This window comes from Anaerohalosphaeraceae bacterium, assembly GCA_035378985.1.
GTDB lineage: Bacteria > Planctomycetota > Phycisphaerae > Sedimentisphaerales > Anaerohalosphaeraceae > JAHDQI01.
Genome location: DAOSUR010000001.1, coordinates 400,263 through 423,189, shown reverse-complemented (window position 1 = coordinate 423,189; position 22,927 = coordinate 400,263). Strand labels below are relative to the sequence as shown.

At 54.7% G+C, this 22,927-nt stretch carries 17 protein-coding genes; 12 read left to right on the top strand and 5 right to left on the bottom strand.

Features of this window, described 5'->3' with window-relative positions; genetic code table 11:
- Positions 1–22 precede the first annotated feature (22 nt).
- The 6 genes from lysA (at position 23) to dtd (ending at position 7,154) form a co-directional block, all read left to right on the top strand.
- On the top strand, positions 23–1,336 hold the full coding sequence (gene lysA, locus PKY88_01870) for a diaminopimelate decarboxylase (protein ID HOQ03948.1): 1,314 nt from the start codon (positions 23–25) through the stop codon (positions 1,334–1,336).
- Between the two features lie 80 nt (positions 1,337–1,416).
- Complete coding sequence (locus PKY88_01865) at positions 1,417–2,943, top strand: YifB family Mg chelatase-like AAA ATPase (GenBank protein ID HOQ03947.1); 1,527 nt, start codon at positions 1,417–1,419, stop codon at positions 2,941–2,943.
- 36 nt (positions 2,944–2,979) lie between these two features.
- Positions 2,980–4,662 carry a PrsW family glutamic-type intramembrane protease gene (locus tag PKY88_01860; protein ID HOQ03946.1) on the top strand — a complete coding sequence of 561 codons (1,683 nt, stop codon included), beginning with the start codon at positions 2,980–2,982 and terminating at the stop codon, positions 4,660–4,662.
- Positions 4,659–5,432: an imidazole glycerol phosphate synthase cyclase subunit gene (locus PKY88_01855; GenBank protein HOQ03945.1), complete on the top strand. Its 774-nt coding sequence runs from the start codon at positions 4,659–4,661 to the stop codon at positions 5,430–5,432. The genes PKY88_01860 and PKY88_01855 overlap by 4 nt, the downstream gene beginning before the upstream one ends.
- A gap of 159 nt (positions 5,433–5,591) precedes the next feature.
- On the top strand, positions 5,592–6,632 hold the full coding sequence (locus tag PKY88_01850; GenBank protein HOQ03944.1) for a hypothetical protein: 1,041 nt from the start codon (positions 5,592–5,594) through the stop codon (positions 6,630–6,632).
- A 72-nt stretch (positions 6,633–6,704) separates the two neighbouring features.
- Positions 6,705–7,154: a D-aminoacyl-tRNA deacylase gene (dtd, locus tag PKY88_01845; GenBank protein HOQ03943.1), complete on the top strand. Its 450-nt coding sequence runs from the start codon at positions 6,705–6,707 to the stop codon at positions 7,152–7,154.
- A gap of 2 nt (positions 7,155–7,156) precedes the next feature.
- On the opposite strand, the gene PKY88_01840 is transcribed toward dtd, so the two are convergent.
- Both PKY88_01840 and PKY88_01835 read right to left on the bottom strand, forming a co-directional pair.
- A complete protein-coding gene (locus PKY88_01840) occupies positions 7,157–7,432 on the bottom strand; it encodes an acylphosphatase (GenBank protein HOQ03942.1) in 276 nt (91 codons plus the stop codon).
- Position 7,433: 1 nt separating this feature from the next.
- Positions 7,434–8,921: an AAA family ATPase gene (locus PKY88_01835; GenBank protein HOQ03941.1), complete on the bottom strand. Its 1,488-nt coding sequence runs from the start codon at positions 8,919–8,921 to the stop codon at positions 7,434–7,436.
- A gap of 129 nt (positions 8,922–9,050) precedes the next feature.
- Here PKY88_01835 and msrA point away from each other — a divergent pair, with 129 nt between their 5' ends.
- The 6 genes from msrA (at position 9,051) to PKY88_01805 (ending at position 17,163) form a co-directional block, all read left to right on the top strand.
- Positions 9,051–9,764 (top strand): peptide-methionine (S)-S-oxide reductase MsrA, encoded by a 714-nt coding sequence (msrA, locus tag PKY88_01830; protein HOQ03940.1) that lies wholly within the window; start codon positions 9,051–9,053, stop codon positions 9,762–9,764.
- A gap of 33 nt (positions 9,765–9,797) precedes the next feature.
- The gene (locus tag PKY88_01825) at positions 9,798–10,442 is read left to right on the top strand and encodes an HAD family hydrolase (GenBank protein HOQ03939.1); all 645 of its coding nucleotides are present in this window, start codon (positions 9,798–9,800) and stop codon (positions 10,440–10,442) included.
- Between the two features lie 270 nt (positions 10,443–10,712).
- Positions 10,713–11,609: a PAS domain S-box protein gene (locus PKY88_01820; protein HOQ03938.1), complete on the top strand. Its 897-nt coding sequence runs from the start codon at positions 10,713–10,715 to the stop codon at positions 11,607–11,609.
- 192 nt (positions 11,610–11,801) lie between these two features.
- On the top strand, positions 11,802–12,458 hold the full coding sequence (locus PKY88_01815) for a PEP-CTERM sorting domain-containing protein (protein ID HOQ03937.1): 657 nt from the start codon (positions 11,802–11,804) through the stop codon (positions 12,456–12,458).
- Between the two features lie 161 nt (positions 12,459–12,619).
- Positions 12,620–13,888: a phosphoribosylamine--glycine ligase gene (gene purD / locus PKY88_01810; protein HOQ03936.1), complete on the top strand. Its 1,269-nt coding sequence runs from the start codon at positions 12,620–12,622 to the stop codon at positions 13,886–13,888.
- 20 nt (positions 13,889–13,908) lie between these two features.
- On the top strand, positions 13,909–17,163 hold the full coding sequence (locus PKY88_01805) for a hypothetical protein (protein ID HOQ03935.1): 3,255 nt from the start codon (positions 13,909–13,911) through the stop codon (positions 17,161–17,163).
- Between the two features lie 24 nt (positions 17,164–17,187).
- Here PKY88_01805 and PKY88_01800 read toward each other — a convergent pair whose 3' ends face one another.
- The 3 genes from PKY88_01800 to PKY88_01790 all read right to left on the bottom strand — a co-directional run bounded on the left by PKY88_01800 (position 17,188) and on the right by PKY88_01790 (position 22,801).
- The gene (locus tag PKY88_01800) at positions 17,188–18,558 is read right to left on the bottom strand and encodes an SH3 domain-containing protein (GenBank protein ID HOQ03934.1); all 1,371 of its coding nucleotides are present in this window, start codon (positions 18,556–18,558) and stop codon (positions 17,188–17,190) included.
- Positions 18,559–18,820: 262 nt separating this feature from the next.
- Positions 18,821–20,056 carry an NAD(P)/FAD-dependent oxidoreductase gene (locus PKY88_01795; GenBank protein ID HOQ03933.1) on the bottom strand — a complete coding sequence of 412 codons (1,236 nt, stop codon included), beginning with the start codon at positions 20,054–20,056 and terminating at the stop codon, positions 18,821–18,823.
- A 6-nt stretch (positions 20,057–20,062) separates the two neighbouring features.
- Positions 20,063–22,801, bottom strand: coding sequence for a glycoside hydrolase family 95 protein (locus tag PKY88_01790; GenBank protein ID HOQ03932.1), 2,739 nt, complete (start codon positions 22,799–22,801; stop codon positions 20,063–20,065).
- Positions 22,802–22,927: the final 126 nt, after the last annotated feature.

The window sequence follows — 22,927 nt, the reverse complement described above, 5'->3', positions numbered from 1 at the left end:
CAGAATTATTCGAAAGGTTTTTATGGACAGTTTTCAATATAGAAAAGGTCGCTTATTCGCGGAAGACGTGCCCGTGGAGGCCGTTGCTCAGGCCGTCGGCACGCCGGTTTATCTCTACAGCAAAGCGACAATTCTGGACCACTTTACCAAAATACAGAAGGCCTATGCAGGGGTGGAGACAACGATTTGCTATTCCATCAAGGCCTGCGGAAATATTCATATCCTCCGCCTGCTGGCCCAGGCCGGCAGCGGCTTTGATATTGTCTCCGGCGGGGAACTGTACCGCGCCCGTCAGGCCGGAGCCGACCTGTCCAAAATTGTTTTTGCCGGCGTCGGCAAGACCGACCGGGAAATTCTGGATGCCCTCGAGGCGGGCATTGCCTATTTTAATATCGAATCAGAAGCGGAACTGCAGAACCTGATTGACCTGTGCAAAAAACACGGCAAAACGGCCAAAGGCGCCCTGCGGGTGAACCCCGATATTCAGTATGATTCTCATAAGCATATTACGACCGGCGTGAAGGAAACCAAATTCGGTGTCGACATTGAACGGGCCAAGAAAGTTTTTGCCGAGTACGGACGCAATGGAATGGTGGAATTGTCAGCCATTCATGTTCATTTGGGTTCCGGCGGTAAGACTATCGACCCTTATGTGAATGCGGTTCAGAAAATACTGCCGCTGATTGAGCAGCTTCGCCGGGAGGGGTTTCGGATTGACACCCTCGATTTGGGCGGCGGCTACGGGGCCGATTATGAGAGCGATACGGTGCCTTCGGCGGCGGATTATGCCGCCGGTCTGGTGCCCTTGCTGAAAAAAGCAGGCCTGAAACTGATTCTCGAACCGGGCAAGAGCATCATTGCCAATGCGGCGATTCTGCTGACCAAGGTGCTGTACAAAAAGGTCGGCGGACAGAAAACCTTTGTGATTGTCGATGCGGGAATGAATGACCTGATTCGCCCCTGTCTGTATGAGGCGTTTCATTTTATCTGGCCGACGTCGGTGCCGGAACGCCTGGTGCCGCCCGCCCGCGTCAAAGAGCCCGCTATGCCCGGAATGGAAAAGGTTGATGTCGTCGGCCCCATCTGCGAAAGCACGGATTATTTTGCCAAAGAACGGCTCCTGCCGCCGGTGCAGCGGGGGGACTGTCTGGCGATTTTTACCGCCGGGGCCTACGGCTTTACCATGGCGAGCAATTACAACGCCCGTCCTCTTTGTGCAGAGGTTCTCGTGGACGGCAGCCGATTCGCCGTCATCCGCCGACGCCAGACCTATGAAGACCTCATTGCACCGGAGAAGATAGACTTGTCCTGGCTGCCCGGTCAGCCCTCAAAATAGTTTTTGCTTTCTTTTTTCTCCGCGGCTATACTCGCTCTCGCGTCCCAGGGAAGAATCGGGGCATGGAGAGGAGTTTGCCTATGTTATCACGATTGTATTCGGTGACGGTCGAGGGAATTGAAGGGGTGCTCTGTGAGGTGGAGGTGGATGTCTCCCGCGGCGGCTTTGAGCGGCCGGTCATTGTGGGGCTTCCCGATACAGCTGTCAAGGAGAGCGTCGAACGGGTCCGCAGCGCCGTCATCAATTCCGGTTTTCGCTATCCGGATACCCAGTCTCTGATTAATCTGGCGCCGGCAGATGTCAAAAAAGTCGGCCCGGCCTTCGATTTGCCCATTGCGCTGGGCATCCTGGCCTGCAGCGGGGCCCTTTCACCCGAAGCGCTGCGGGATTATGTCGTCATCGGAGAACTGGCCCTCGACGGGCGTGTGCGTCCGGTGACGGGCGTGTTGAGTATGGCGATGACGGCGGCCGCCGGCGGCTTTTCCAAAATGATTGTACCGCTGGACAATGCCCGCGAGGCCGCTGTCGTCAAGGATATCGAGGTCTTTCCGGTCGGTTCGCTGGCCCAGACGGCGGCCCTCCTGAGCGGTCAGCTTCCGATTGAGCCGACGACCGTTGATTTGGAGGCCCTGTTTGAAGAATGCGGCACCTATGAGACGGATTTTGCCGATGTCAAAGGGCAGGAGTCGGTCAAACGGGCCCTGACTATCGCCGCGGCGGGCGGACACAACCTGATGATGATTGGGCCGCCCGGAGCCGGCAAAACCATGCTGGCCCAGCGAATGGCCACTATTCTGCCGCCGATGACCCTGCCGGAGTCGCTGGAAACCACACAGATTTATTCAGCGGTGGGCCTTCTGCCCAAAGACAAGGCGCTGATTGCCGCCCGGCCTGTCCGGGCTCCTCATCATACCGCCTCCGGACCTTCTCTGGTGGGCGGGGGAACCCATCCGAGGCCCGGCGAGCTGTCGCTGGCTCATCACGGCATTTTATTTCTCGACGAGTTTGCCGAATTTCCCCGTCACGTGCTCGAAATGATTCGTCAGCCCCTCGAAGAAGGTCAGGTGACCGTATCGCGTGCCAAGGGGACGCTCCGGTTTCCGGCCCGATTTATCCTGATTGCGGCGATGAATCCCTGTCCGTGCGGCTATTTCGGTACGTCGATGCGGCGGTGCCGCTGCACCCCGACCCAGATTGAACGGTATATGGCGAAAATTTCCGGACCTCTGATGGACCGGATGGATATTCATATCGATGTGCCGCCGGTGGAGTTTCGAAAACTTCGCTCCCGCCGCAGCGGCGACGGCTCCGCCCAAATCCGCCTTCAGGTTCAGCAGGCCCGGCAGATTCAGCGGCAGCGGTTCGGTCATCCCTTTATGACCAATGCGGCGATGGGCCATAAGCAGGTCGAGCAGTTCTGCACGCTCGATTCGACCTCCGAGATGATGCTTCGTCAGGCAATGACCGAGTTTGCTCTTTCGGCGCGAGCCCACGACAAAATCTGCAAAGTCGCCCGAACTATTGCGGATTTGGAGGGGGCGGAAACGATTCAGCCGGCCCATATTGCCGAAGCTATCGGCTATCGGAAACTGGATCGAAAATTATAGTCAGAAATTTTGCTCCTGTCGGATGAATCGGATTTGATGGAGGCACGGACAGACAATACGGTACAGCCCCGACATTCCGTTTCGCCGGTCTTTCTTTTGATGGTGGTTCTGCCGCCTCTGGCGACGATTTGGCTGGTGAATCGTTTTGTGCCGGAGCCGTCGGATGACACTGCCCGGCTTTCCGCCGCGGTCCGAATGCGCAATTTGAAAGCCGTCCGGGCGGCTGTCGAACGCCTGCGCACCGAACATCCGGCGTCCCTGACGTACCATATCCTTTATGCGGAGACGTTTTTTCAGGAGGATAGCAAAGACGCTTCTGTTTCGGCTCTTTTCGAAGAATATGCCGGCTGGCTGAAGGATTCGGAGCCGAACCGCCGCGACATCGGACGGCTGATTTCTGCACTGATTTATATCAAAACCGGTCAATTTGTTCAGGCATCCGCATATCTGCAGCAGATTGAAAATCCCCATCGGCCGTATGTGCAGCTTTTTTGGGGGCAGGCGCTGGCCGGACAGGGACACTATCAGGCGGCCCGGGCGGCATTGGAAGCGGAAATTCAGAACAGAGGAAGCACGGCGGCGGCCGTCAAAGAACTGGCTGACCTGTTTGAGAAAACTCAGGATGCACAGTCTTTGCGTCAGCTTTGCGAGAATCCGCATCTCCGGGCTTTTCTGCCCGCCTATACCGTCCGCCGTCTGGCCTTCCGCTGCGGACAGCCCTTTGTCTATGCCGCCGCCGTTTTCCGGTCGTTTCAGCAGGCGGCTCATCCGTCCGGGATTGCCGCAGCATTTTTTATTCTGGTTCTTTGGCTTGATTTTCTGCGCCGTCTGGATTTGTTCGAGCCGGAAAAGGTTCGCTGGGTTTTTTTGACTGTTCTGATGGGAATGGCCGCCTCGCTGCTGGTTTTTCCTTTGGGGGATTTGCTTGCCGTTTTCTTTTCACTGGGCCTGAATGTCAGCGCCGGGGGAGATTTGCTGTATTGTATCGTGGTGATCGGCCTGGCGGAGGAGGCCGTTAAACTGCTGCCGGTGCTGGTTATTCTGCGCTTTACAAAAGAAATCAACGAATCGATTGATTATTTGATTTATGCCTCGCTGGGAGCCCTCGGATTTGCCTTTCTGGAGAATCTTCTTTATTTTGACCGCTCCGGAATGACGGCCGTCAAGACACGGGCGATGATTTGCTGTATGGGGCATATGTTCTATACTTCTTTGGTGATGTATGGGGTCGTTCTGGCCCGCTACAGACGGACAGGCTCTGTCCGGCGCAATGTTCTGTTCTGTTTTCTGCTGGCATCTTTTCTTCACGGAGTCTATGATTTCTTTCTGATCAGTCGGTTTGTCTGGAAAGAGGCCCGGCTGATTTCGGTTGGGCTGGTCTTTCTGGAAGTGCTTTTGTATGTGCGGATGCTGAATAATGCACTCAATCAGTCCGAGTATTTTGATGAGGCGCAGGCGTCTCGGCTTCTTCGTCTGCGCGAACGGCTCAGTGCCGGACTGGTTGGGGTGGTGATGTTGGAGTATCTGGCGGCGGCTCTTGCAGTCGGGCCGTCGCTGGCGTATGAGCAGTTCCGCGGAACTATTTCATTTACGTGGGTGCTGGTTTTCTTCTTTGCTTCCGCGCTGGGAACCTACAATCTGCAGCGGGGCTTCTGGCTTCCGTGGTTCCGAAAAGCGGAGCACCCAACCCAGAATCTTGTTGCAGGAGGACAGCCATGAAAAAGCCGGTTCGAATTATGCCCTGTCTGGATATGCAGAACGGGCGCGTCGTCAAAGGTGTGCATTTTGTCAATATTCGCGATGCCGGCGACCCGGTCGCCTGTGCACAGGCCTACTGTGAGGCCGGAGCCGATGAGCTGGCCATGCTCGATATCACTGCTACGGTGGAAAACCGCCCGACGCTGCTGGAGGTTGTCCGCCGCACGGCACAGGCCGTGACGGTTCCTTTTACGGTCGGCGGCGGCATTACGGATACGGCTTCAGCGGCGGCGGTTCTGGAAGCAGGGGCGGACAAAATCTCCGTCAGCAGTGCGGCCTTCCGAAAACCGTCTGTCATCGGAGAGATGGTCAAGGAGTTCGGTCCCGAGCGCATCACCGTAGCCATCGACGTGGACCGCAATCCGGCTCTGCCTTCCGGCTATGAAGTTTATATTGACGGCGGCCGCACCGCCACCGGAACCGATGCCCTCGAATGGGCCAAACGCGTGGACGGCTTTGGTGTTTCCGTCATCCTGCCGACCAGCAAGGCCGCCGATGGAGCCAAAACCGGATATGATTTGCCGCTTATCGAAGCGATTGCCCGGAATTGTTCCGCCGAAGTCGTTGCCTCCGGCGGAGCGGGCACGATGGAGCATTTCTACCAGGCCGTCCAGGCCGGCGCCGCCATCCTTCTGGCGGCTTCCGTATTCCATTTTCACATAATCGATATACCCCAGTTAAAACAGTATTTAAAAAGCAAGGGTGTACCGGTCATTCTGCCGAAAAAATAGAGTATTATCGGACGGGAACGGCTGTCGGCGGCCATTCGAGAGCAGGGCTGGGAAAACAGGTTATCCGGGATTCTTTTTGTGCCGATGGATGGATAGAGACTTCGAAGCCGAAGACCTTATCGGAGCATCGCACAAACTGAGGATAGAGAAAATCCAGATATGGCCGCCGTAAGCCGCTCATCTCGAACAGGACCGATTCTGATTCCGGAGCTGGAACTGGAACATTTTCAGCCGCCGGTTTTCGAGGGCGGTCCGGTCCGCCTTCCGGTCGGCTCCGTTCAATTTGGATGGGTGGGGGTCGGGGCGGCCGGCTGCCGTCTGGCCGAATGGTTTTATCGGCTCGGCTATCTTAAGACGATTGCAGTCAGTGCAGACGAAAAGCATCTCAGAACGCTCAACCTTCCGGACAGCCAAAAATGTCTGTGGCCTGCCGCTCTTCCCAAACGTCTTCGCTTCAGCAGTCCGAAGGAGTCCCCCCGCACCATCGGCCGCGATTTGTTCGGGAGAATGGAAGAGGTCTTTGGGGAAGATGCGGATTTCCTGATGCTGTGCCTGTCGGAGGAGGAATCGGAAAAGGGCGGTTTGGTTTGTTCCCTGATGGATGTGGTAAACAGCTATGCCCGTCTGCTCGGTTTTCGACGTCCGGGGCGGACCGCGGGTGTCTTTTTGCTCGAATCGCAGCATCTTCACAACAGGTTTCACGGGATAATCCGGCCTATGGTGGCGGCCGGTTTGCCGGTCGGCGGACGCAGACAGGCAAATGAGGATTTTCTTCGCCGTCGTGCGGAACTGTTTGCATTGTTTAATCGGCTCAGTGCCCAGCCGACGCCTTATCTGACATTTGATTCGATGGATTATCTGGATGTCCTGACGGCGGGCGGCTGGACAGTGATGGGAGAAAGCCGGCTGTCTGAACCGCCCGATCGAAGCAGCATTTCCCGAGCGGTCCGGCAGGCGCTCGAACAATGCACGCTCGGCGGCCGGTTCTCTCTGAAGCAGACACAGGCGGCGGCCTGTCTGATGGTCGGCGGACAGGAAATGATGGCCGATATTCCGGGCCTGCCGGATGTGCTGCTGTATGGGTTCGATGTCCTGACAGCCCTGCTCGGACGAGCCCGCGTTCATCGAGGCATTTACGAGGACCAGGACACCTCCCTTCGCATTTATGTCCTCCTGAGCGGTCTGCAGCCGCAGGCCTGATGAGTTTTTCCCCTCTTGTTTCTTTCCGTCAAAGCGGATAATCTGTCCGTTCGTTCTTTTCAGGAGAAGACAATGCGTGCGGTTGTGCAGCGTGTTCAGCGGGCCGTCTGCCGGGTAAACGGGCAAATCACCGGACAGATTCAGCAGGGGCTTTTGGTCTTTGTCGGCATCGGGGCGGAGGATGCCGATGCAGATGCGGTTTATCTGGCCGACAAGATTGCACATCTTCGGGTGTTTGAAGACGCCGACGGACGGATGAATCGGGATGTGCAGCAGGTCGGCGGCGGTGTGCTTCTGATCAGTCAGTTTACGCTGTACGGCGACTGTCGCAAAGGCCGCCGGCCGGATTTTACCGCCGCCGCAGGCCCGGAGAAGGCCCGGCGAATGTATGAGCAATTCATCGAACTGCTTCGAGCGAAGGGCCTGACGGTTCAGACCGGTATTTTTGCGGCCATGATGGAAATAGACTGCGTTCAGGATGGGCCGGTGACGATTCTGCTGGACAGCCGCCGGCTTTTTTAATTTCAGTATGTGATGCGAAAATCTTTCCAGTTCGGATTGTAAACCATCGGGCTGATTTGCTTGTCCCGCAGATAGCCCTCGAAATGTTCGCTGATTTCATCCAGGCAGCCCTGAACAGCTTCGGGGCTGCCCTGGAAGACCGCTTCCACCGTGCCGTCGGGCAGGTTTCTCACCCAGCCGGTCAGGTTGTACCGCTCAGCAATCCGACGGGTCGTATAGCGAAACCCGACTCCCTGCACCCGTCCTGAAAAAATGACATGTTCGGCAATCGGTTCCATCTCAATCCGCCCAAATCACACGCCCCTGTGCCCATCGATAAAGGGCTTCCACCCGCTCCCGCATCGTGACCGACAGCGGGACCGTATTGCGCACAGATTCGAGGAGGAGGTCTGTATTCACATCTTTTTTCTGGTGAAAGGCCTTGTACAGGGCCGAAAGAACGGCCTGTTCAATTTCCGAACCGCTGAATCCTTCGGCCGCGTCCGCCAGGGCCTCCAGGTCAAACTCTTCCGGCTTCCGTTTGCGTTTTTTCAGGTGAATCGCAAAAATCTCCCGCCGCACCTCTTTGCCGGGCAGGCCGACAAAGAAGATTTCATCAAATCGGCCCTTGCGCAGCAGTTCCGGCGGCAGGGCCTCAATGTCATTGGCCGTGGCCACCAGAAACACCGGCTGCTTGTGTTCCTGCATCCAGGTCAGCAGCGTCGCAAACATCCGCTTGCTCAGGCCGCCGTCCGTGCTTTGGCTGGCAGCAGAGGCAAATGCCTTTTCAATCTCATCGATCCACAAAATCGCCGGCGACATCGCCTCAATCTGACGCATCGCCTTTCGCAGGTTGTTTTCCGATTCCCCGATATATTTGTTGTAAAGGGTTCCGCAGTCGAGCCGAAAGAGCGGCTGACGCCACGCCGCCGCAATCGCTTTGGCACACAAGCTCTTCCCCGCTCCCTGCACCCCGAGAATGAGGATCCCCCGCGGCGGAGTCAGTCCGAATTCAGCCGCCTGAGGGCTGAAGGCCTTTTCTCGGGTTGCCAGCCACTGTTTTAAGTTTTTCATCCCGCCGATTTCGTCCAGCGTCAGGGGGGCTTCGACAGATTCAAGCAGGGCGTCGGCCTCCAGCAGACGGCGTTTGCCCGCGATAATCCGGTTGACATCCTCATCATCCAGTCGGCGGTCGCCCGCCACGGTCTCCTCCAGCACACGGCGGGCCTGGCGAATCGAAAGCCCCCGCAGATTCCGAATGATGGCCTTCAGCCCTTCTTTGCTTAAGCCGATTTCCAGCGGGGTTTTGTTGTGGATTTGACGCAGGGTGTTTCGAAAGACATTTTCCAGTTCTTCCTCACTCGGCAGCGACAGATCAAACCGCCGGCTGTAGCTGCGGATGCACTCCGGCAGACAATCCTCGCCGTCAATCAGAATCAGAACGCTCTGGTTGAGTTCGACCCGATGGATGGTGTCCCGCAGCATCCGCAGAATCAGATGAGACTGGAGATATCTGCTCAAATCCAGTGCAACGCAGAACGTGCGGGAAGGCAGGTTGCAGAACTCCTTGAGCCCTTCTTCCGGAGACGGGTTTTCCGTTTTGCCCCCCAGCACCGGATGCAGGCCGTCTCGGCTGCCGCGTCCGGCGGACCAAATCCGCATCTTCCAGTCCAGTTTTTGAGCGGCCTTGCGAATGAGCTCAAGGGCATGATGCTCCTCATAAGTGACAATCGAAATGCAGCTGACCCCGCCTTCTACCAGCCGGAGCAGTTCCTGAAGATCATTCATCGCTGTTTCTGACCAGGCCATCTTAATTTTTATGGTACCGGCAAACCGGAAAAATTCAAGTTCTTTCAGCGGACGCTTCGGGCGGCTTTTTTAAGAGAACTGCTGCCGAACAGGGACCGTAAAGATACTATGAAAAACGGAAAAACCAAGCGATGGTTTCTATGGTTAGGTTGTGTTTTGCCGACGGTTGCGGCGGCACACACCCGCAGGGAGGCCGCAATGATTCCTTATTCGCTGACGAAGTACACACAAACAGTCCTGAAAATCACGGACCCGAATCAGCTTCTTTCGCTGCCGGCGGCAACCTTCGGAGCCGGCTGCTATTGGGGAGTTGAACAGGCCTTCCGCGAGGTTCCCGGCGTGGCGGCGACAGCTGTTGGGTTTATGGGCGGACGAATCGAGAATCCGACCTACGAACGGGTCTGCCGCGGTGATACCAGTCATGCGGAAGTTGTTCAGCTTCACTATGATCCCAACAGGGTTTCTTATGCACAGTTGCTGACGGTCTTTTTTGAAATCCACAACCCCACCCTCAAAAACCGGCAGGGCAACGACATCGGAACACAGTATCGCTCGGTTATTTTTTTTCATACCCCCGAACAGGAAGCGGCCGCCCGGACAGCTATAGCCGACTTAAACAAAAGCGGCCGGTATCGTCGGCCGATTGTCACCGAAATTGTTCCGGCCGGCACATTCTGGCCCGGTCCCGAATCACACCAGCGCTATCTGGAAAAGAATCCGGCCGGCTATTGCCATATTCAATTTCCGGTCCCTGTCATCGAAGAGCTGAAGAAATCTGTGCCCGCAGAGCCCAATCAGGTTCCGCCAAAAAAGGAAGATTGACTTTTCGGCGGCAGTGCCGTTCAATTTGCGGCCATGAAATACAAAGGAATCCTGTTTGATTTGGATGGTACGCTGGTCGATACGCTCGAGGATTTGACTGCTGCAATGAATTGGGCGCTTCAGCAGATCGGTCTTCCGACGCACACGCCGCAGGCCTGTCGAGAGATGATTGGTTACGGTACCCGCGAATTTGCGCGCAGGGCCTTGCCGGCCGGCCAGGAACATTTGACCGAACGGCTCCAGTCCCTGATGCTGGAGTATTATCACCTTCATTGTCTGGAGAAGACCCGTCCCTATGACGGTTTGCAGGAAGTTTTGCCTTGTTTGAAACAGCAGGGGGTGCGGTTGGCGGTCATCTCCAACAAAAACCATCCGCAGACGGTCAAGATTGTCGAGTATTATTTCGGCCCGAATGCCTTTGATTTTATCTGCGGGATGTCGGAGGGCTTTCGTCCCAAACCCGCGCCGGATATGGCTCTGGCGGCCCTGAGGGCCCTTGCCTTAACCCCGCCGCAGGCCCTTCTTATCGGGGACAGCGATATGGATATCCTGACCGCGCATGCCGCCGGCATCGAGCCCGTCGGTGTCAGTTGGGGGTTTCGCCCTGTCGAACGGCTCAAGGAAGCCGGAGCTTCAAGGATTTTAAATCACCCTCAGGAAATTCTCACCTTGTTATAAATTGGTGTTGACGTTTTGCGCCGGGTTTTCTACAATAATAAAGGAAGGATGTTTCTTTGAAAGGCACTTCCTAAGGGTTCTTTTTGCAGAAAGTGAAACCAAAGGGGTCGGCGGGGAGAAACTATGCGCGACCCATGTCAATTTTGTCTTCTGCGGGCCCGGAAGGAGAAGTTTCTGCAGCAAAAAGTTCCTCACTCAGGAGAAAGCCCGCTTCTGAATTCGTTTGAGGGAGAAGAATCGCAAAGGCGGTCCCCCGTTCTTTTGGGGTGGATGAAAGTCATTGAAAGCCGCTCGGATACCCTGTTTATTTTTGACGAACAGTTTTCCTGCATTTATGCAAATCAGTCGGCGGTTTCTTTTCTGCGGCAATGTGGACAAGGTCGAAACTCCTGGAACCTTTGGGAGGCAGCTCGGGAACAGTCGGAACCGTTTTCTTTCTGGCTTCAGAAAGTTCAGCAGGTTTTCTGCACGGGCAGGCGAACCCAATTCCTTTCTGAATTGCAGCATCAGGGGCGATGGAAAATCCTGCAGGCGGAATGCATTCCCGTTCGAGAGGCAGACAGGAAGATATATGCTGCAGCCCTTTTGTGCAGAGACATTACAGAATTTCGAAAATTGCAGGAACAGCTGGCGGAGCAGGAAAACAAATACAAAGAACTGTACAATCAATCCCCAATCGGTCTGTATCGAACACGGGTCAGCGACGGCAAACTGCTTGAATGCAACAAAGCCCTGGCGGATTTATTGGGCTACGGCAGTGTTGAAGAATGTACAAACGAGCATTATTCGGTTCATCATTATGTTCACCCGCAGCAAAGACAAATCCTGTTAGAGCGTTTGCAGAATGAGAAAAAAATTAAGGATTTTGAACTCCAGGTCCGCCGGAAAGATGGGAAGGTTATCTGGGTCGAACTAACAGCGGAGCTGTATCCTGACGCGGGATATATTGAAGGAGTTATGAGGGAGATTACTGCGGCCAAGATTCTTACAGAGACAGAGAAGAAGATTCTCGAGCTCGTGATGCGGGGCAAAAGCAGCCGACAGATTGCCAAAGAGATGTTTCGGTCTGTAAGAACCATTGAGGACCATCGTGCGCATATTATGCATAAACTGAATGCCCATAATTTGGTGGAACTGGCGGCAATAGCCCGGTCGCTGACAAAATGAAATGCGATAAAAAGGATGCATAAAGGCTTATACGGAAAATCCCGTAGTTTCCACGATTGTATGGTCAGTAGAAATTGATTAGTCTTGTTTCTAATATATGCGTGTGGAGATGAGAGGGTGAGGAAAGACCATCCGTAACAACATCTCCTCAAAACGTGAGATCTGTCTTTGTATGGAGAAAGGAGTGAGGAAATGAAGAATGGGATTGTTTGTTTGGCAGCGGCTCTAATCCTTTTAGGGTCGCTGGGGGCGGAAGGGGCCCTGTATTTCAGCCCTGATCTGTCCACAATCGCGGGGATGACCAAAACATGGGATGCGGCAAACACAACTTCTTCAGGCCTGACAGTTCAGAACATGGGCACATCTATCCGCTTTTCCTGCCTGCTTCAATCAGGAGACGGAACCGCGGATGGCTGGGCCTCGATGGGGGTTGGATATGGCTGGCCGCCGCCGGCAGGGTTGCAGGACTTAAGCGGCTATGATGGATATGCCCTGAGTTTTCTGAACACTAATAACAGTGCCTGGTTTGTCAATCTCTATCTGAACACTGGCTGGACCGATCCGCCCTACAATGAACCGGACAATTTTTATCAAAACGGTTGGGTCGAGCTGCTGCCGAATCAGGTTACAACGGTCATCATCGACTTTGCTGCTGTAGGGGCTGTGAATCTCCATCATGTAACCAATATCGGATTCCAGGTTGGAGCCAATATGGATGAATATCCCTATTGGTCTCCGACGAATCCCTCGAATCCGGACTGGTATCACATTGATGTGTCCCCGATTCCCGAACCTGCCAGTCTCGGCTTGATTGGGCTGGGACTTTGGATGGTCGGGCGGAAAAAATAGTTTCAGGTAGAGATTCACCTGGGAAAGAGGTTCCTTCTCAATAAGGAACCTCTTTTTTTGTATCTGCTTTGTGTCAGAAAACCTTGTCGAAAAAGGTCTTTTTTGGTAGATTGCCGGCTGGCGGATTACAGAAAAAACAAGGTCCGGAATAGAGGTATCTTATGAAAGTTTTGCTGGTTGGCAGCGGGGGACGGGAACACGCAATCGCCTGGAAATTAAGTCAATCCAAACAGCTCAAGCAGCTGTATATCGCCCCGGGCAATCCCGGTACGGCGGAAGTCGGCATCAATGTAGATATTGCCGACACCAATCTTGACGGCTTGGTTTCTTTTGCCAAGGACAAACGGATAGATTTGGTGGTGGTCGGACCGGAGGACCCGCTGGCTGCCGGGCTTGTCAACCGGCTGGAATCGGAAGGCATTTTGGCGTTTGGACCGACTCAGGAAGCCGCACGGCTGGAGGCCGATAAGGCCTTTGCCAAGCACATCATGCGGGCCAACAGCATTCCGACTGCCGAAGCCAGAATCTTTACCCATTATGAAGATGCCAAAATGTACATTGCCAGCCGCGATGAACCCGTTGTCGTCAAGGCGGCGGGTCTGGCCAAAGGCAAGGGAGTTTTTGTCTGCGATGACCCCGCCGACGGCATCCTGGCCGCCGAGAAGATTATGGTCAATAAAATCTTCGGCGATGCCGGCAGTACTATTGTTGTAGAAGATAAGCTGCTCGGACAGGAGGCCTCGATTCTGGCTTTCGTGGATGGGCGGACGATTTACGTGATGGAAAGCGCCCAGGACCACAAACCCATCGGGGAGCAGGATACCGGTCCCAATACCGGCGGCATGGGGGCCTACAGTCCGGCCCCCATTGTCACGGATGCCTTGATGGACCAGATTATCCGTGAAATTCTTGTGCCTCTTGTCGACGGAATGAACCGCAACGAAACGCCCTATAAAGGGGTCCTTTACGCGGGACTGATGATTACGCCGGGCGGGCCCCGTGTGCTCGAGTTCAACGCACGATTTGGTGACCCGGAAACCCAGCCCATCCTGATGCGGATGAAAAGCGATCTTTTGGAGGTGATAGAAGCCGTCTGCCGCGGCCGTCTGTCGGAGGTTACGGTGGAGTGGGACCCGCGGCCGGCTGTTTGTGTTGTGATGGCCTCCAAGGGCTATCCGGATGCCTACGAAAAAGGCAAGGTGATTACCGGTCTGGAGGCGGCCGCTCGGCTGAAAGATGTCAAGATCTTTCACGCTGGGACAGCCAAACGCGATGGACAAATCGTCACAGCCGGCGGGCGGGTGCTGGGGGTGACGGCGATGGGACAGACGATTGCCGACGCCAAAAAACGCGCCTATGAAGCCGTTTCTTTGATTCATTTTGAAGGAGCTTACTATCGGAGGGATATTGCAGATAAGGCCCTGCGGTAAAAAGAGGAGTTGATTTGCTGATGAAAGGCAAGTCCTATATCCGATGGTTGCATCCGCGGCGGCTAAGTCCTTTTGCAGAACGGCTGATATGGGTAGGCGGTTTTCTGGCCGGTCTGCTGCTTCTGTTCTATCTGGCTTCTGATCTGCTTTTGAGACCCAAACTGCGGCGTTTTCTGGAAGCCAACACCGGTACAGCGGTGTTTCTTGAACGTGTCCGATGGAAAAGCCCTTTGACGCTTCGGCTCGGTCGTCTTGTGTTGGCAGAAGATGTCCGTCGTCCTCAAGAAACATTGATTTTAGAGATTGAGCAAGCCGATTGTGTTTTGTCCTGGACACAATTGCTGCATTTGGAGTTTCAGCCTGAACGGATTCAGATTAAAAAAGCTGCTGTTGAAGTGCGGTATGATGCGGATTCGAAGCAGTGGAATCTAAATTGTCTGAAAACCGTCGGCAAAGGGAGACAACAGCCCGTCCGGATGCCTGAAATCGTTGTAGGAACAGGCCGGCTGACTGTCCAAAAAATCGAAGAGGGAAAACGGCAGACGCTGGCGGCTGTCGATTTTCAGGGGCAGATGAAACGTGGTGCAGGGAACTATCGTGTGCTTCTGGAGTCTCTGCCGTCCGGAATTTTCGCCGGCAGCCGCCTCGAAGGGGTCTGGCAGCCTGAAGACGGCCGAGGATGTTTTGAAGGAAGCGGACAGATTCGGATGCCGCTGATTTATATCTGGGGGAATGCCTGGGATCTGGACGATATTCGGTTTGCCTTCAGCTATGATCGGGAGCAATTCCGGGTGGAGCAATTTTCCTGCCGGCTGGGCGATGGGCGGGTTGTTTTTCGAGGACAAATCAGCGGTTCTCCGGACCGAAAAATGCTGTCAGCAGAGACCGAATTGGAGAATCTGTATTTGTCTGCGAGTTCCCGGCCGGACCGGATTGTTTATTCTGAACCGGTTCTTCAAATGATGACCAGCGGGCTGGAGCGGTTTCTGCGGCGTTATCAGCCCGAGGGGAGTGCGGATGCGTTTCTCCGAATTAACGGCCCGCTGTCAGATTTAGCCCAAAGCCGGCTTGATGGAAAGATTGTCTGTCGAGATATCGCTGTTTTGGACCGGAAATTTCCTTATCGGCTTGAGCATATCCGCGGCGATATTGAATTCACGGGCCGGAATCTGCATCTGAAGGATTTGCAGGCACAGAACGGCGCTTCTCAGTTTACCATCCGCGGGCAAATCACAAATTTCGGCCCGAATGCCGAGATTCAGCTTCAAGTTGCCTCCGAGAAGGTGTTTCTGACAGAGGAAGTCAAGCGGGCTCTTCCGGAATCTCTGCAGCGGAAATGGTTTGAGTTTGCCCCTTCCGGAATCTGCAGTTTCGACTATCAGTTTACTCGGAACGCAAATGCAGAACGTTTCTATCAATCCATCATCCGTTTGCAGGGGGTCAATTGCCTGTATGACCGCTGTCCTTATCCTTTGACCAATTTAACAGGAACTCTCGTTATTGAGCCGAATTCTCTGATGCTGCAGCAAGTTGCCGCTCAGTCGGGACAGGGAGAGGAAATTCGAATCGAGGGTTCAATAAAAGATTTGCGAAAGGCGCCGGCCTGCGACTTGAATATTACTGCCCGAAGACTTCCTTTCGATGCGAGACTTCGCAGCGCATTTCCAAAATCCATCCGTCAGGTTTTGTCTGAGTTTGAGGCGGACGGCGTTGTGGATTGGGATGTGCAGGTGAAGGGAATTTTTAAAGAGGATAAGCCCCTGCCGATTCGCGTTTCGTTTGCTGCAGAAGCAGAACGTTTGCGCTGGAAGCCGTTCCCGCTTGATTTTCAAGGCGTTTCGGTTCAAGGCTCAGCGGAGAATGGAAGGGCGGAATGGCGGGCGGCGGCTCTTCTTCCCGACGGCGGAAGCGGACAGCTGGTAGGACGCTTCTGGAATTGCGGCAGAGAGCCCAATCAGCCGGGGATACAAATCGCGTTTACCGCAGAGGATGTTTCCTTGAATCCGGCTTTTTGGACAGCGATGGAAAACACGGGACTTTATCAGAATGTGCTGTCGGAAATTCGTGCAGAAGGAATTGCGGACGCAGCAGGAAGGTTTTGTTTGAATTGCCCTGACCGAGATGATTTTCCTGCCGCTGCTCATCGGCCGCAGGAACGACAAATCTATTTGACGGTTCGTCTCAAAGAAGGGGAGCTTTATCATCCCGGCGGCGGCTGGCGGACGGGGTCGGCTTCCGGGGTTTTTTCTCTCGAAGATGATCATTTTGCATTCAGCGGCTGGCGGATTTCCAATGTGCCGATTCGGGAGGTTTTTTCTGCGACACTGAAACAGGGCATTCAGACGATTTCCTCTTTGGAGCCCTTTGGGCGGGCAGATGTGCAGCTCGATTTTCTCGAATGGACTCCCCGCTCCTTTCCGCTTTTGCGGCGTGCAGAGGGACGGATTGAGGTTCATCAGAGCGGGGTCAATCGTCTGGCTGTCTCCGGTGCAGAGGGCTTTTTCGAAGGCCGTTTGCGGTGGACGGAATCCTCGCTTCTGCCGGAGGGCGGGGGACATTTTCGGCTGGATTCGGCGAATGTGCGAAGCTGCTTTTTGTCGGAGGTGGAGGGAATCTGGACAGCCGATCCCAACACCGGTTTTCTGGGCATTCGGGACCTCCGCGCACGATGCGGTCCGGAAGGCCGTTTTCTGGCCAATCTGCAGATGAAAACAGATGAACCGCTCCTGCCTTTTGAGGTTAACGCAGTTTTTGAGAATATTCCTCTGAACCGGTTTTCGTCCTCTCCTGAACTCCGGAACGGGCAGCTGGAAACGAGCGGACGCATTCGGGGGGCTGCCGACATTCGGGGAAAAGCGGCGCAGCTGGAGGACAGCGAAGGCCGAATTACGCTCGAAGCCGACCAGTTGAAGATTGGACGGGAATCCTTGCTTGGTAAAGCGCTGATGGTGATGCAGCTGCGTCAGGCGGATGAGTTTCTGTTTACCCAGTTATTTGCCGAGGCCGCTTTAAAGGGACCTGTAATTCACTGTGAGCGGATTCTTCTGGCCGGGAAAAACGATGTCTATCAGGGCCAGGGCCGTTTCAGCTTAAAAGACGGGACCATCCAAATGGTCTTGACCGCTTTCGGAAGGCGGAAGAATCAGGAGCCCACCCTCCTGACCGGTCTGGCGGAGAATCTCGGAGCGGCACTGGCTCGTGTCGAAATCAGCGGCACACTTGCGCAGCCCGTCATTACACAAATACCGCTGCCGCTGCTGCCTCGACCTTTTTAAAGCGGCTTCCTTCCGACCGAAGATTTACTGTTCGAAGACGGAGGAGACCTCGTCCGTCATTACAACCGGGATCATCGCCTTCGGGTCATCCAGAATTTTCCCTTTGACGCCGACGATTTTGTCTGTCAGCGATTCCATTTTGGACTGCTGAGAAGGATCTTTGGTAATCAAATAGCAAAGGATGCGTTTGTTCTGGTCCAGAATGACAAATCGCCGCGGACCGACGCGTCCGGTGTAAATGTAGGAGGGCTTCAAAACCCCTACAAAGAGATACTTGGCCTCCGCCGGGACGGCCTGTTCCCGCTGGGCCTGCTGTGCAGCGGCAATCTTGGCCTTTGTTTCCTCCAGCATCTTATCCTGAAGCTGAATCTGCTTGTGCACTTCAACGGCCAGTTCATAACTTGCAATCTGCTTCAGGAGCGACTCGGCGTAGATTTTTGCCCGGTCAATGTCCGGTGTCTGGAGGATTTTATTCAGCTCCTCTTTAATGGCGGAGTAATTCTGTTCGGGCAGCGGTTTCTTGAGCTGTTCTTCAATATCAGCCCTCAATTGGGTGCATTTCTGAACGGCCAGAGTGTCTACGGAAGGTGCTGCGGGTGCAGGAGGAGGAGTCGGCTGGGGTTGTTCGCTCTGTGGTGTCGAAGCCGACTGTTCACCCGGAGCGGGTGTTGCAGGAGTACTCGCCGCCTGGCCGGCGGGAGCTGCTGGGGTTGGAGCAGCCGGCTGGGCTGCTGCAGAGGGCTGCTGGGCTGCAGCCGGAGCGGACGGAGCCGCGGCTGGTGTCGGCTGAGCGGGTTTGGCCCCAGAAGCCGGACCGAGCAGTTTCAGATGCTCCATGCTCACCCACAAGTAGGCATCCGCCGGGGGTTTGATTTTGTAATAATCTGCATCCAAATCCGGCGGACCCATCAGCTCCACAATGTCCCCTTTGTACAGTTTGACCTGTTGCGAGTGGGAGTGAAGCGGCTCGACGAAGTCAGACCCAGCCCAGACCCGCACATCATCGCCGGTCAGAACACCCACTTTCGGGTTGTTCGGGTTCAGTTGGACATACGTTTTCGAAATCCACGAATAACTTCCCTCCGGCGGGACAATTTTCGCCCAGGCATTATGGAGAATATCCACAACGGTAACCTTATCTCCGGCATTCAGTTTTCCGCATCGATAATAACTTGTCCCGGGACCGGAGCGAATATTAACATCGGTGCCCGTTACTTCCGCGATTTGCGGAAATTCCATTTGGGCGAGTTTTTCGACCAGATTTTCGGCGGGGGCCTGAGCCGGAGTCGGGGTTTGAGTTGCGGGTTCCTCTGCAGGTTCCGTTGCTGCTGCGGCCGCCGACAGACTCCACAAAAGCCCGACGATATAAACGATTGAATTTGTGCCGATGATCATGTTTTGTCTCCATCCAAAACCAATTCCTGCCTCCTAAAACGGAGGTTTTTGTTCCTGTATTGTGTTTTTACCTTAACATGATAGAAACAGCGTGTCAAACGCTTTCTGAATTGATAAAAGACAAACAAAGGCGACATTTCAGATTCCGCCTTTTATTTTTTATCGGCAATTTCATCAAAAGTTCAAAAATGAAACATCTAAAAAAAGAGAGCGGAAAACTTGCCCGGAGAAGTAGTTTTTATCGGACGTTTTGGGCCTTTTTTTATTTTTTAGCAGCGGATAATCCTGACAAAGCGCCGGTAGACCAGGCGATTTGAAGATTGTATCCGCCGCAGGGGCCGTCTGCATCAAGAACTTCGCCGGCGAAAAAAAGATTTGACTGAAGCCGTGATTCCATTGTTGTTGGGTCGATTTCATTTCGGCTCACCCCGCCCCGCGTAATCGTGGCCTGCTCAAGGGGGGCCGTTCTCACAATGGTCAAGGGGCAGTTTTTAAGCAGATTCAAAAGGTTTTTTCGATGCTGACGAGTCATCTGGGACACCGAAATTTTTTCGTTGCCCAGCAAAAGTGTCTGCATCTGCTGAGCCGTCTGCCGGGGCAGAAAGCCGGACAGAATACCCGCCGGTTCTTTCTTGGGATGGGTGGTAAATTCCGCTAAGAGCCGGTTTTCGAGGGCCTGACTGTCCAGTTCCGGCAGCCAATCTATATGGACCGGAACCGGTTTTTCGTTGTGTGAAAGGATATCCGTCAGATGGCGGCTCAGGTCGAAGACGGCCGGGCCGCCGATTCCGTCTGAGGTGAACATCAGAGGCCCTTCTGATTCCCACCGGCGTCCTTCAGCGGCGGCCCGAATCCGAACCTGCGGGATTCCCAGCCCCTGTAAGCAGCCGGGCCACTTTTCCTCTGTGACCAGCGGACAGAGTGCTGGTTTGGGAGCAATGATGGAATGGCCGAAGTCCGCTGCCAGACGATATCCATCGCCGGTAGAGCCGGTCATAGGCCAGGTGGCTCCGCCTGTGGCCAAAATGACAGCCCGGCTGAAAATCGTTTCTTTGTTTGTGCGAATCTCAAAACTGTGTTGATTTGCAGTAATATGTTCTGTGTGTCGTCCGTACAAAAACACGACTCCCAATCCCTGAGCAGCGTCCAGCAGACATTTACACACATCAGAGGCCTTATTGCTTACTGGAAAAACGCACCCATCCTTTTCTTCCTGCGTCGGAACATTTCGACTGTGAAAAAAATCCCGAACCTGCTGCGGTGGGAAGGCATAAAGGGCCGGTTTCAGAAAACGGCCGCAAGAACCGTACGCTCGGACAAAATCATCGATGCTTCCCATATGGGTCAGATTGCATCGGCCCCGTCCGGTTTTCAGCAGTTTCCGTCCGGCCGTGGTGTTGCGCTCGACCACCAAAACCTGAGCCCCCCGCTGGGCCGCAAAAATTGCTGCCGTCAGCCCCGCAGGTCCGGCTCCGATAATGCAGATTTGGGTTTCCATTTTCTTTTATTCAAAGTCTTCAGGGGTCAGGACAATCGATGCCCCCGCCTTAACCGTTCTGTCAAGCATTTTCTCTTTGTATCGAATTCGGCAGGCATTGTCTGCTGCCGCGCGGACAACGGCCCTTTCGAGACGGTGCTCTTTCCAGGCAAGGTCAATTTCAAAACCGCCCCGTGCCCGCAGCCCTTGAATACGTCCTTGCTGCCATTGAGCGGGCAGCGCCGGCAGCAGTTCAATGAGCACCTTTCCGTCCGGCGTGCGGATATGAGACTGGAGCAGCATTTCCGCAACGGCCGCCGTCCCTCCGAAATTGCCGTCAATCTGAAACGGCGGATGGTTGTCAAAAAGGTTCGGCAGGGTGCTTTTGGCCAGAAGGGCCTGAAGGTTTTCATAGGCCTTTTGCGGCTCGTGAAGACGCGACCAGAAAAGAATCATCCATGCCCGCGACCAGCCCGTGTGTCCGCCGCCGTGTGCCAGCCGGTATTCAATCGTTTTCTTTACCGCCTCCATTATTTCCGGATGGTCATAAATGTTGTACTGGCGGCCGGGATGCAGCCCAAACAAATGCGACATATGCCGATGTCCAGGCTCGGCCTCTTCAAACGGAAGTGCCCATTCCATCAGGCGGCCGTCCGGGCCGATTTGTGTCGGAGCCAGTTTTTCCAGTGCCGTCTGCACACGTCGGGTGAACTCATCCTGAATGCCGAGAATCTCCGCCGCCTCGAGTGTATTGCTGAATACATCCCAAATAATTTGCTGGCCCATCGACGGCCCCATGGACACGGCAATTTTTTCCCTGGTACTGCTCAGGTAGAGGTTTTCAGGAGAGGTTTCCGGCCCGGCCGTCAAAAGCCCCGTTTGCGGATGCGGCGTCAGGTAGTCCAGATAAAACAGTGCCGCCTCCTTCAAGAGCGGATAGGCACGTTCCCGCAGAAAATCCTTGTCCTGTGTAAAGCGGTAGTGCTCCATAAAATGCTGGCTGGCCCAGCCGCCCCCGTGCGGCCACAGTCCGTACTGGACGTTCCCAAACGGGTCTGTGTACAGCCATGCATCCGTCGTAAAAGACGCACAGAATCCACGGGCTCCATAGAGCCGCCGGGCCGTTTGACGCCCGTTCGGTGCCAGCCGCTCAACGAACTCCAAAAAGGGAGTATGACATTCGGAAAGATTGGTTACCTCCGCAGGCCAGTAATTCATTTGGATGTTGATGTTGATGTGATAATCGCAGTCCCACGGCGCTGCAATCATATCGTTCCAGATGCCCTGCAGATTGGCGGGCATACAGCCCGGCCGCGAGGAGCTGATTAGAAGATACCGGCCGAAATGAAAATACAGGGCTGTCAAACCGGGGTCATCCGCCCCGTCTTTCACCGCCTCCAGACGGACATCCGTCGGTTTTTCGGTGCAGTCCGGACCGGTTAAGTCCAGGAGGCACCGCCGGAAAAGACGCTGGTGTTCGGCGATATGCTCGGCCTTGAGCTGTTCATAGGGTTTTGAGCAGGCGGACTTAACCTGCTGCCGACAGACCTGCCTGCGGTCCCGCGGCAGCGGCTTGGCGGGGTCTTTCAGATTGTAGTCTGTGGCCGCCGCCAGATAGAATGTCGCCGAATCAGCATTTTCAATAACCAGCTGATTGTTGTCCGAACGGACGCGTCCTCCTTCCGTCTGTACTTTCAGCAGACAATGCCACTTGACGCCCTGTTGTCGGCCTTCGTGTTGGGCCTGCCCGTACATCTCAATGGCATCCGGCCCTGCGGCGGCGGTTGTAAAATCGGCAGGCCTTTCGAGGGCGGCTTTCAGGTTTAATTTGCCGGGCTTGTCGCCGACTACTCGAATCACCAGGATATTGTCTGCAGGTGACGAAAAGACCTCTCGAGTATAATGGACCCCTTCGTAAACAAAGCGGGTTGTCGCAATGGCGGTGTCCAGGTCCAGTTGACGACGATAGCCCTCCACCGGTATTTGCTGTTGCTGAATCAGCCGCACTCCTGCGGCCATGCAGCCCTGACCATAATAATTTGTGACAGCCACAGCCAGAACATTCCTCCCTTCCCGAAGCAGACGGCTTGCGTTAAAGGCATAGGATTTGTTCCAAATGGCGGTGCGTCCCAGTTCTTTTCCGTTCAGATAGACAATTCCCTTGTCGTCAATAGGCTCCAATGCCAGACGAGTTAACCCCTTTTCAATCTGTTGAGCCGTCAGGTGGAACCGAGCACGGAAAACCACGGTTTTTCCCTCCGGTACCTCCAGCGATGAAGCCGCCGGCCAGCCGGTGTCATCAAACGTTTCCGCCAATTGAGAGACATCAACCCCGGTCAGTTCCGGTCCCCGCTTCCAGCCCTGAATAGACAGCGGAGGTTCGGTCGGCTGCTTTTGGGTATCCATCCGAAGATAGAGGTCTCCGAGTGTCTGATAACTGCGCGGTTCGATAGGCGAGCCCATTACGGATTGAATCGTCTGCTGAGCTTCGGCATATTTGCCTTCAAACCAGAGGACACGAGTTTTTTCAACCGCTTCCCGAAACCCCTCTTTGGCCTGCGGCACCGGCGGTCCCGCCCAGACTGTCTCTTCGTTCAGCTGAATCCGTTCTTCAACCGTGCCGCCGAAAACCATCGCCCCCAGCCGACCGTTGCCTACCGGAAGGGCCTCCGTCCATTCCTCCGCGGGCTGGGAATACCAGAGGGTCCGTTCCTCCGCCGAGACTGTTGAGTTGATACAAACCAGCAGAACAAAAAGTGTTTTCATGGAAACCTCCTCATGATTTTTCCTGACAAAGCAATGAATCCATCGTACACGCTGCGGAGGAGTCTTTCAAGAAAACATCTTTTCAAATTGGACTTGCCGGGTATAATTGCTTCATCCGTACAGACA

Coding starts and splice junctions, on each gene's coding strand:
- msrA (HOQ03940.1), top strand. CDS start 9,051: ATGAAAAACGGAAAAACCAAGCGATGGTTTCTATGGTTAGGTTGTGTT.
- PKY88_01850 (HOQ03944.1), top strand. CDS start 5,592: ATGGCCGCCGTAAGCCGCTCATCTCGAACAGGACCGATTCTGATTCCG.
- PKY88_01855 (HOQ03945.1), top strand. CDS start 4,659: ATGAAAAAGCCGGTTCGAATTATGCCCTGTCTGGATATGCAGAACGGG.
- PKY88_01840 (HOQ03942.1), bottom strand. CDS start 7,432: ATGGAACCGATTGCCGAACATGTCATTTTTTCAGGACGGGTGCAGGGA.
- PKY88_01805 (HOQ03935.1), top strand. CDS start 13,909: ATGAAAGGCAAGTCCTATATCCGATGGTTGCATCCGCGGCGGCTAAGT.
- lysA (HOQ03948.1), top strand. CDS start 23: ATGGACAGTTTTCAATATAGAAAAGGTCGCTTATTCGCGGAAGACGTG.
- purD (HOQ03936.1), top strand. CDS start 12,620: ATGAAAGTTTTGCTGGTTGGCAGCGGGGGACGGGAACACGCAATCGCC.
- PKY88_01835 (HOQ03941.1), bottom strand. CDS start 8,921: ATGAATGATCTTCAGGAACTGCTCCGGCTGGTAGAAGGCGGGGTCAGC.
- PKY88_01815 (HOQ03937.1), top strand. CDS start 11,802: ATGAAGAATGGGATTGTTTGTTTGGCAGCGGCTCTAATCCTTTTAGGG.
- PKY88_01820 (HOQ03938.1), top strand. CDS start 10,713: ATGAAAGTCATTGAAAGCCGCTCGGATACCCTGTTTATTTTTGACGAA.
- PKY88_01865 (HOQ03947.1), top strand. CDS start 1,417: ATGTTATCACGATTGTATTCGGTGACGGTCGAGGGAATTGAAGGGGTG.
- dtd (HOQ03943.1), top strand. CDS start 6,705: ATGCGTGCGGTTGTGCAGCGTGTTCAGCGGGCCGTCTGCCGGGTAAAC.
- PKY88_01790 (HOQ03932.1), bottom strand. CDS start 22,801: ATGAAAACACTTTTTGTTCTGCTGGTTTGTATCAACTCAACAGTCTCG.
- PKY88_01825 (HOQ03939.1), top strand. CDS start 9,798: ATGAAATACAAAGGAATCCTGTTTGATTTGGATGGTACGCTGGTCGAT.
- PKY88_01800 (HOQ03934.1), bottom strand. CDS start 18,558: ATGATCATCGGCACAAATTCAATCGTTTATATCGTCGGGCTTTTGTGG.
- PKY88_01860 (HOQ03946.1), top strand. CDS start 2,980: ATGGAGGCACGGACAGACAATACGGTACAGCCCCGACATTCCGTTTCG.
- PKY88_01795 (HOQ03933.1), bottom strand. CDS start 20,056: ATGGAAACCCAAATCTGCATTATCGGAGCCGGACCTGCGGGGCTGACG.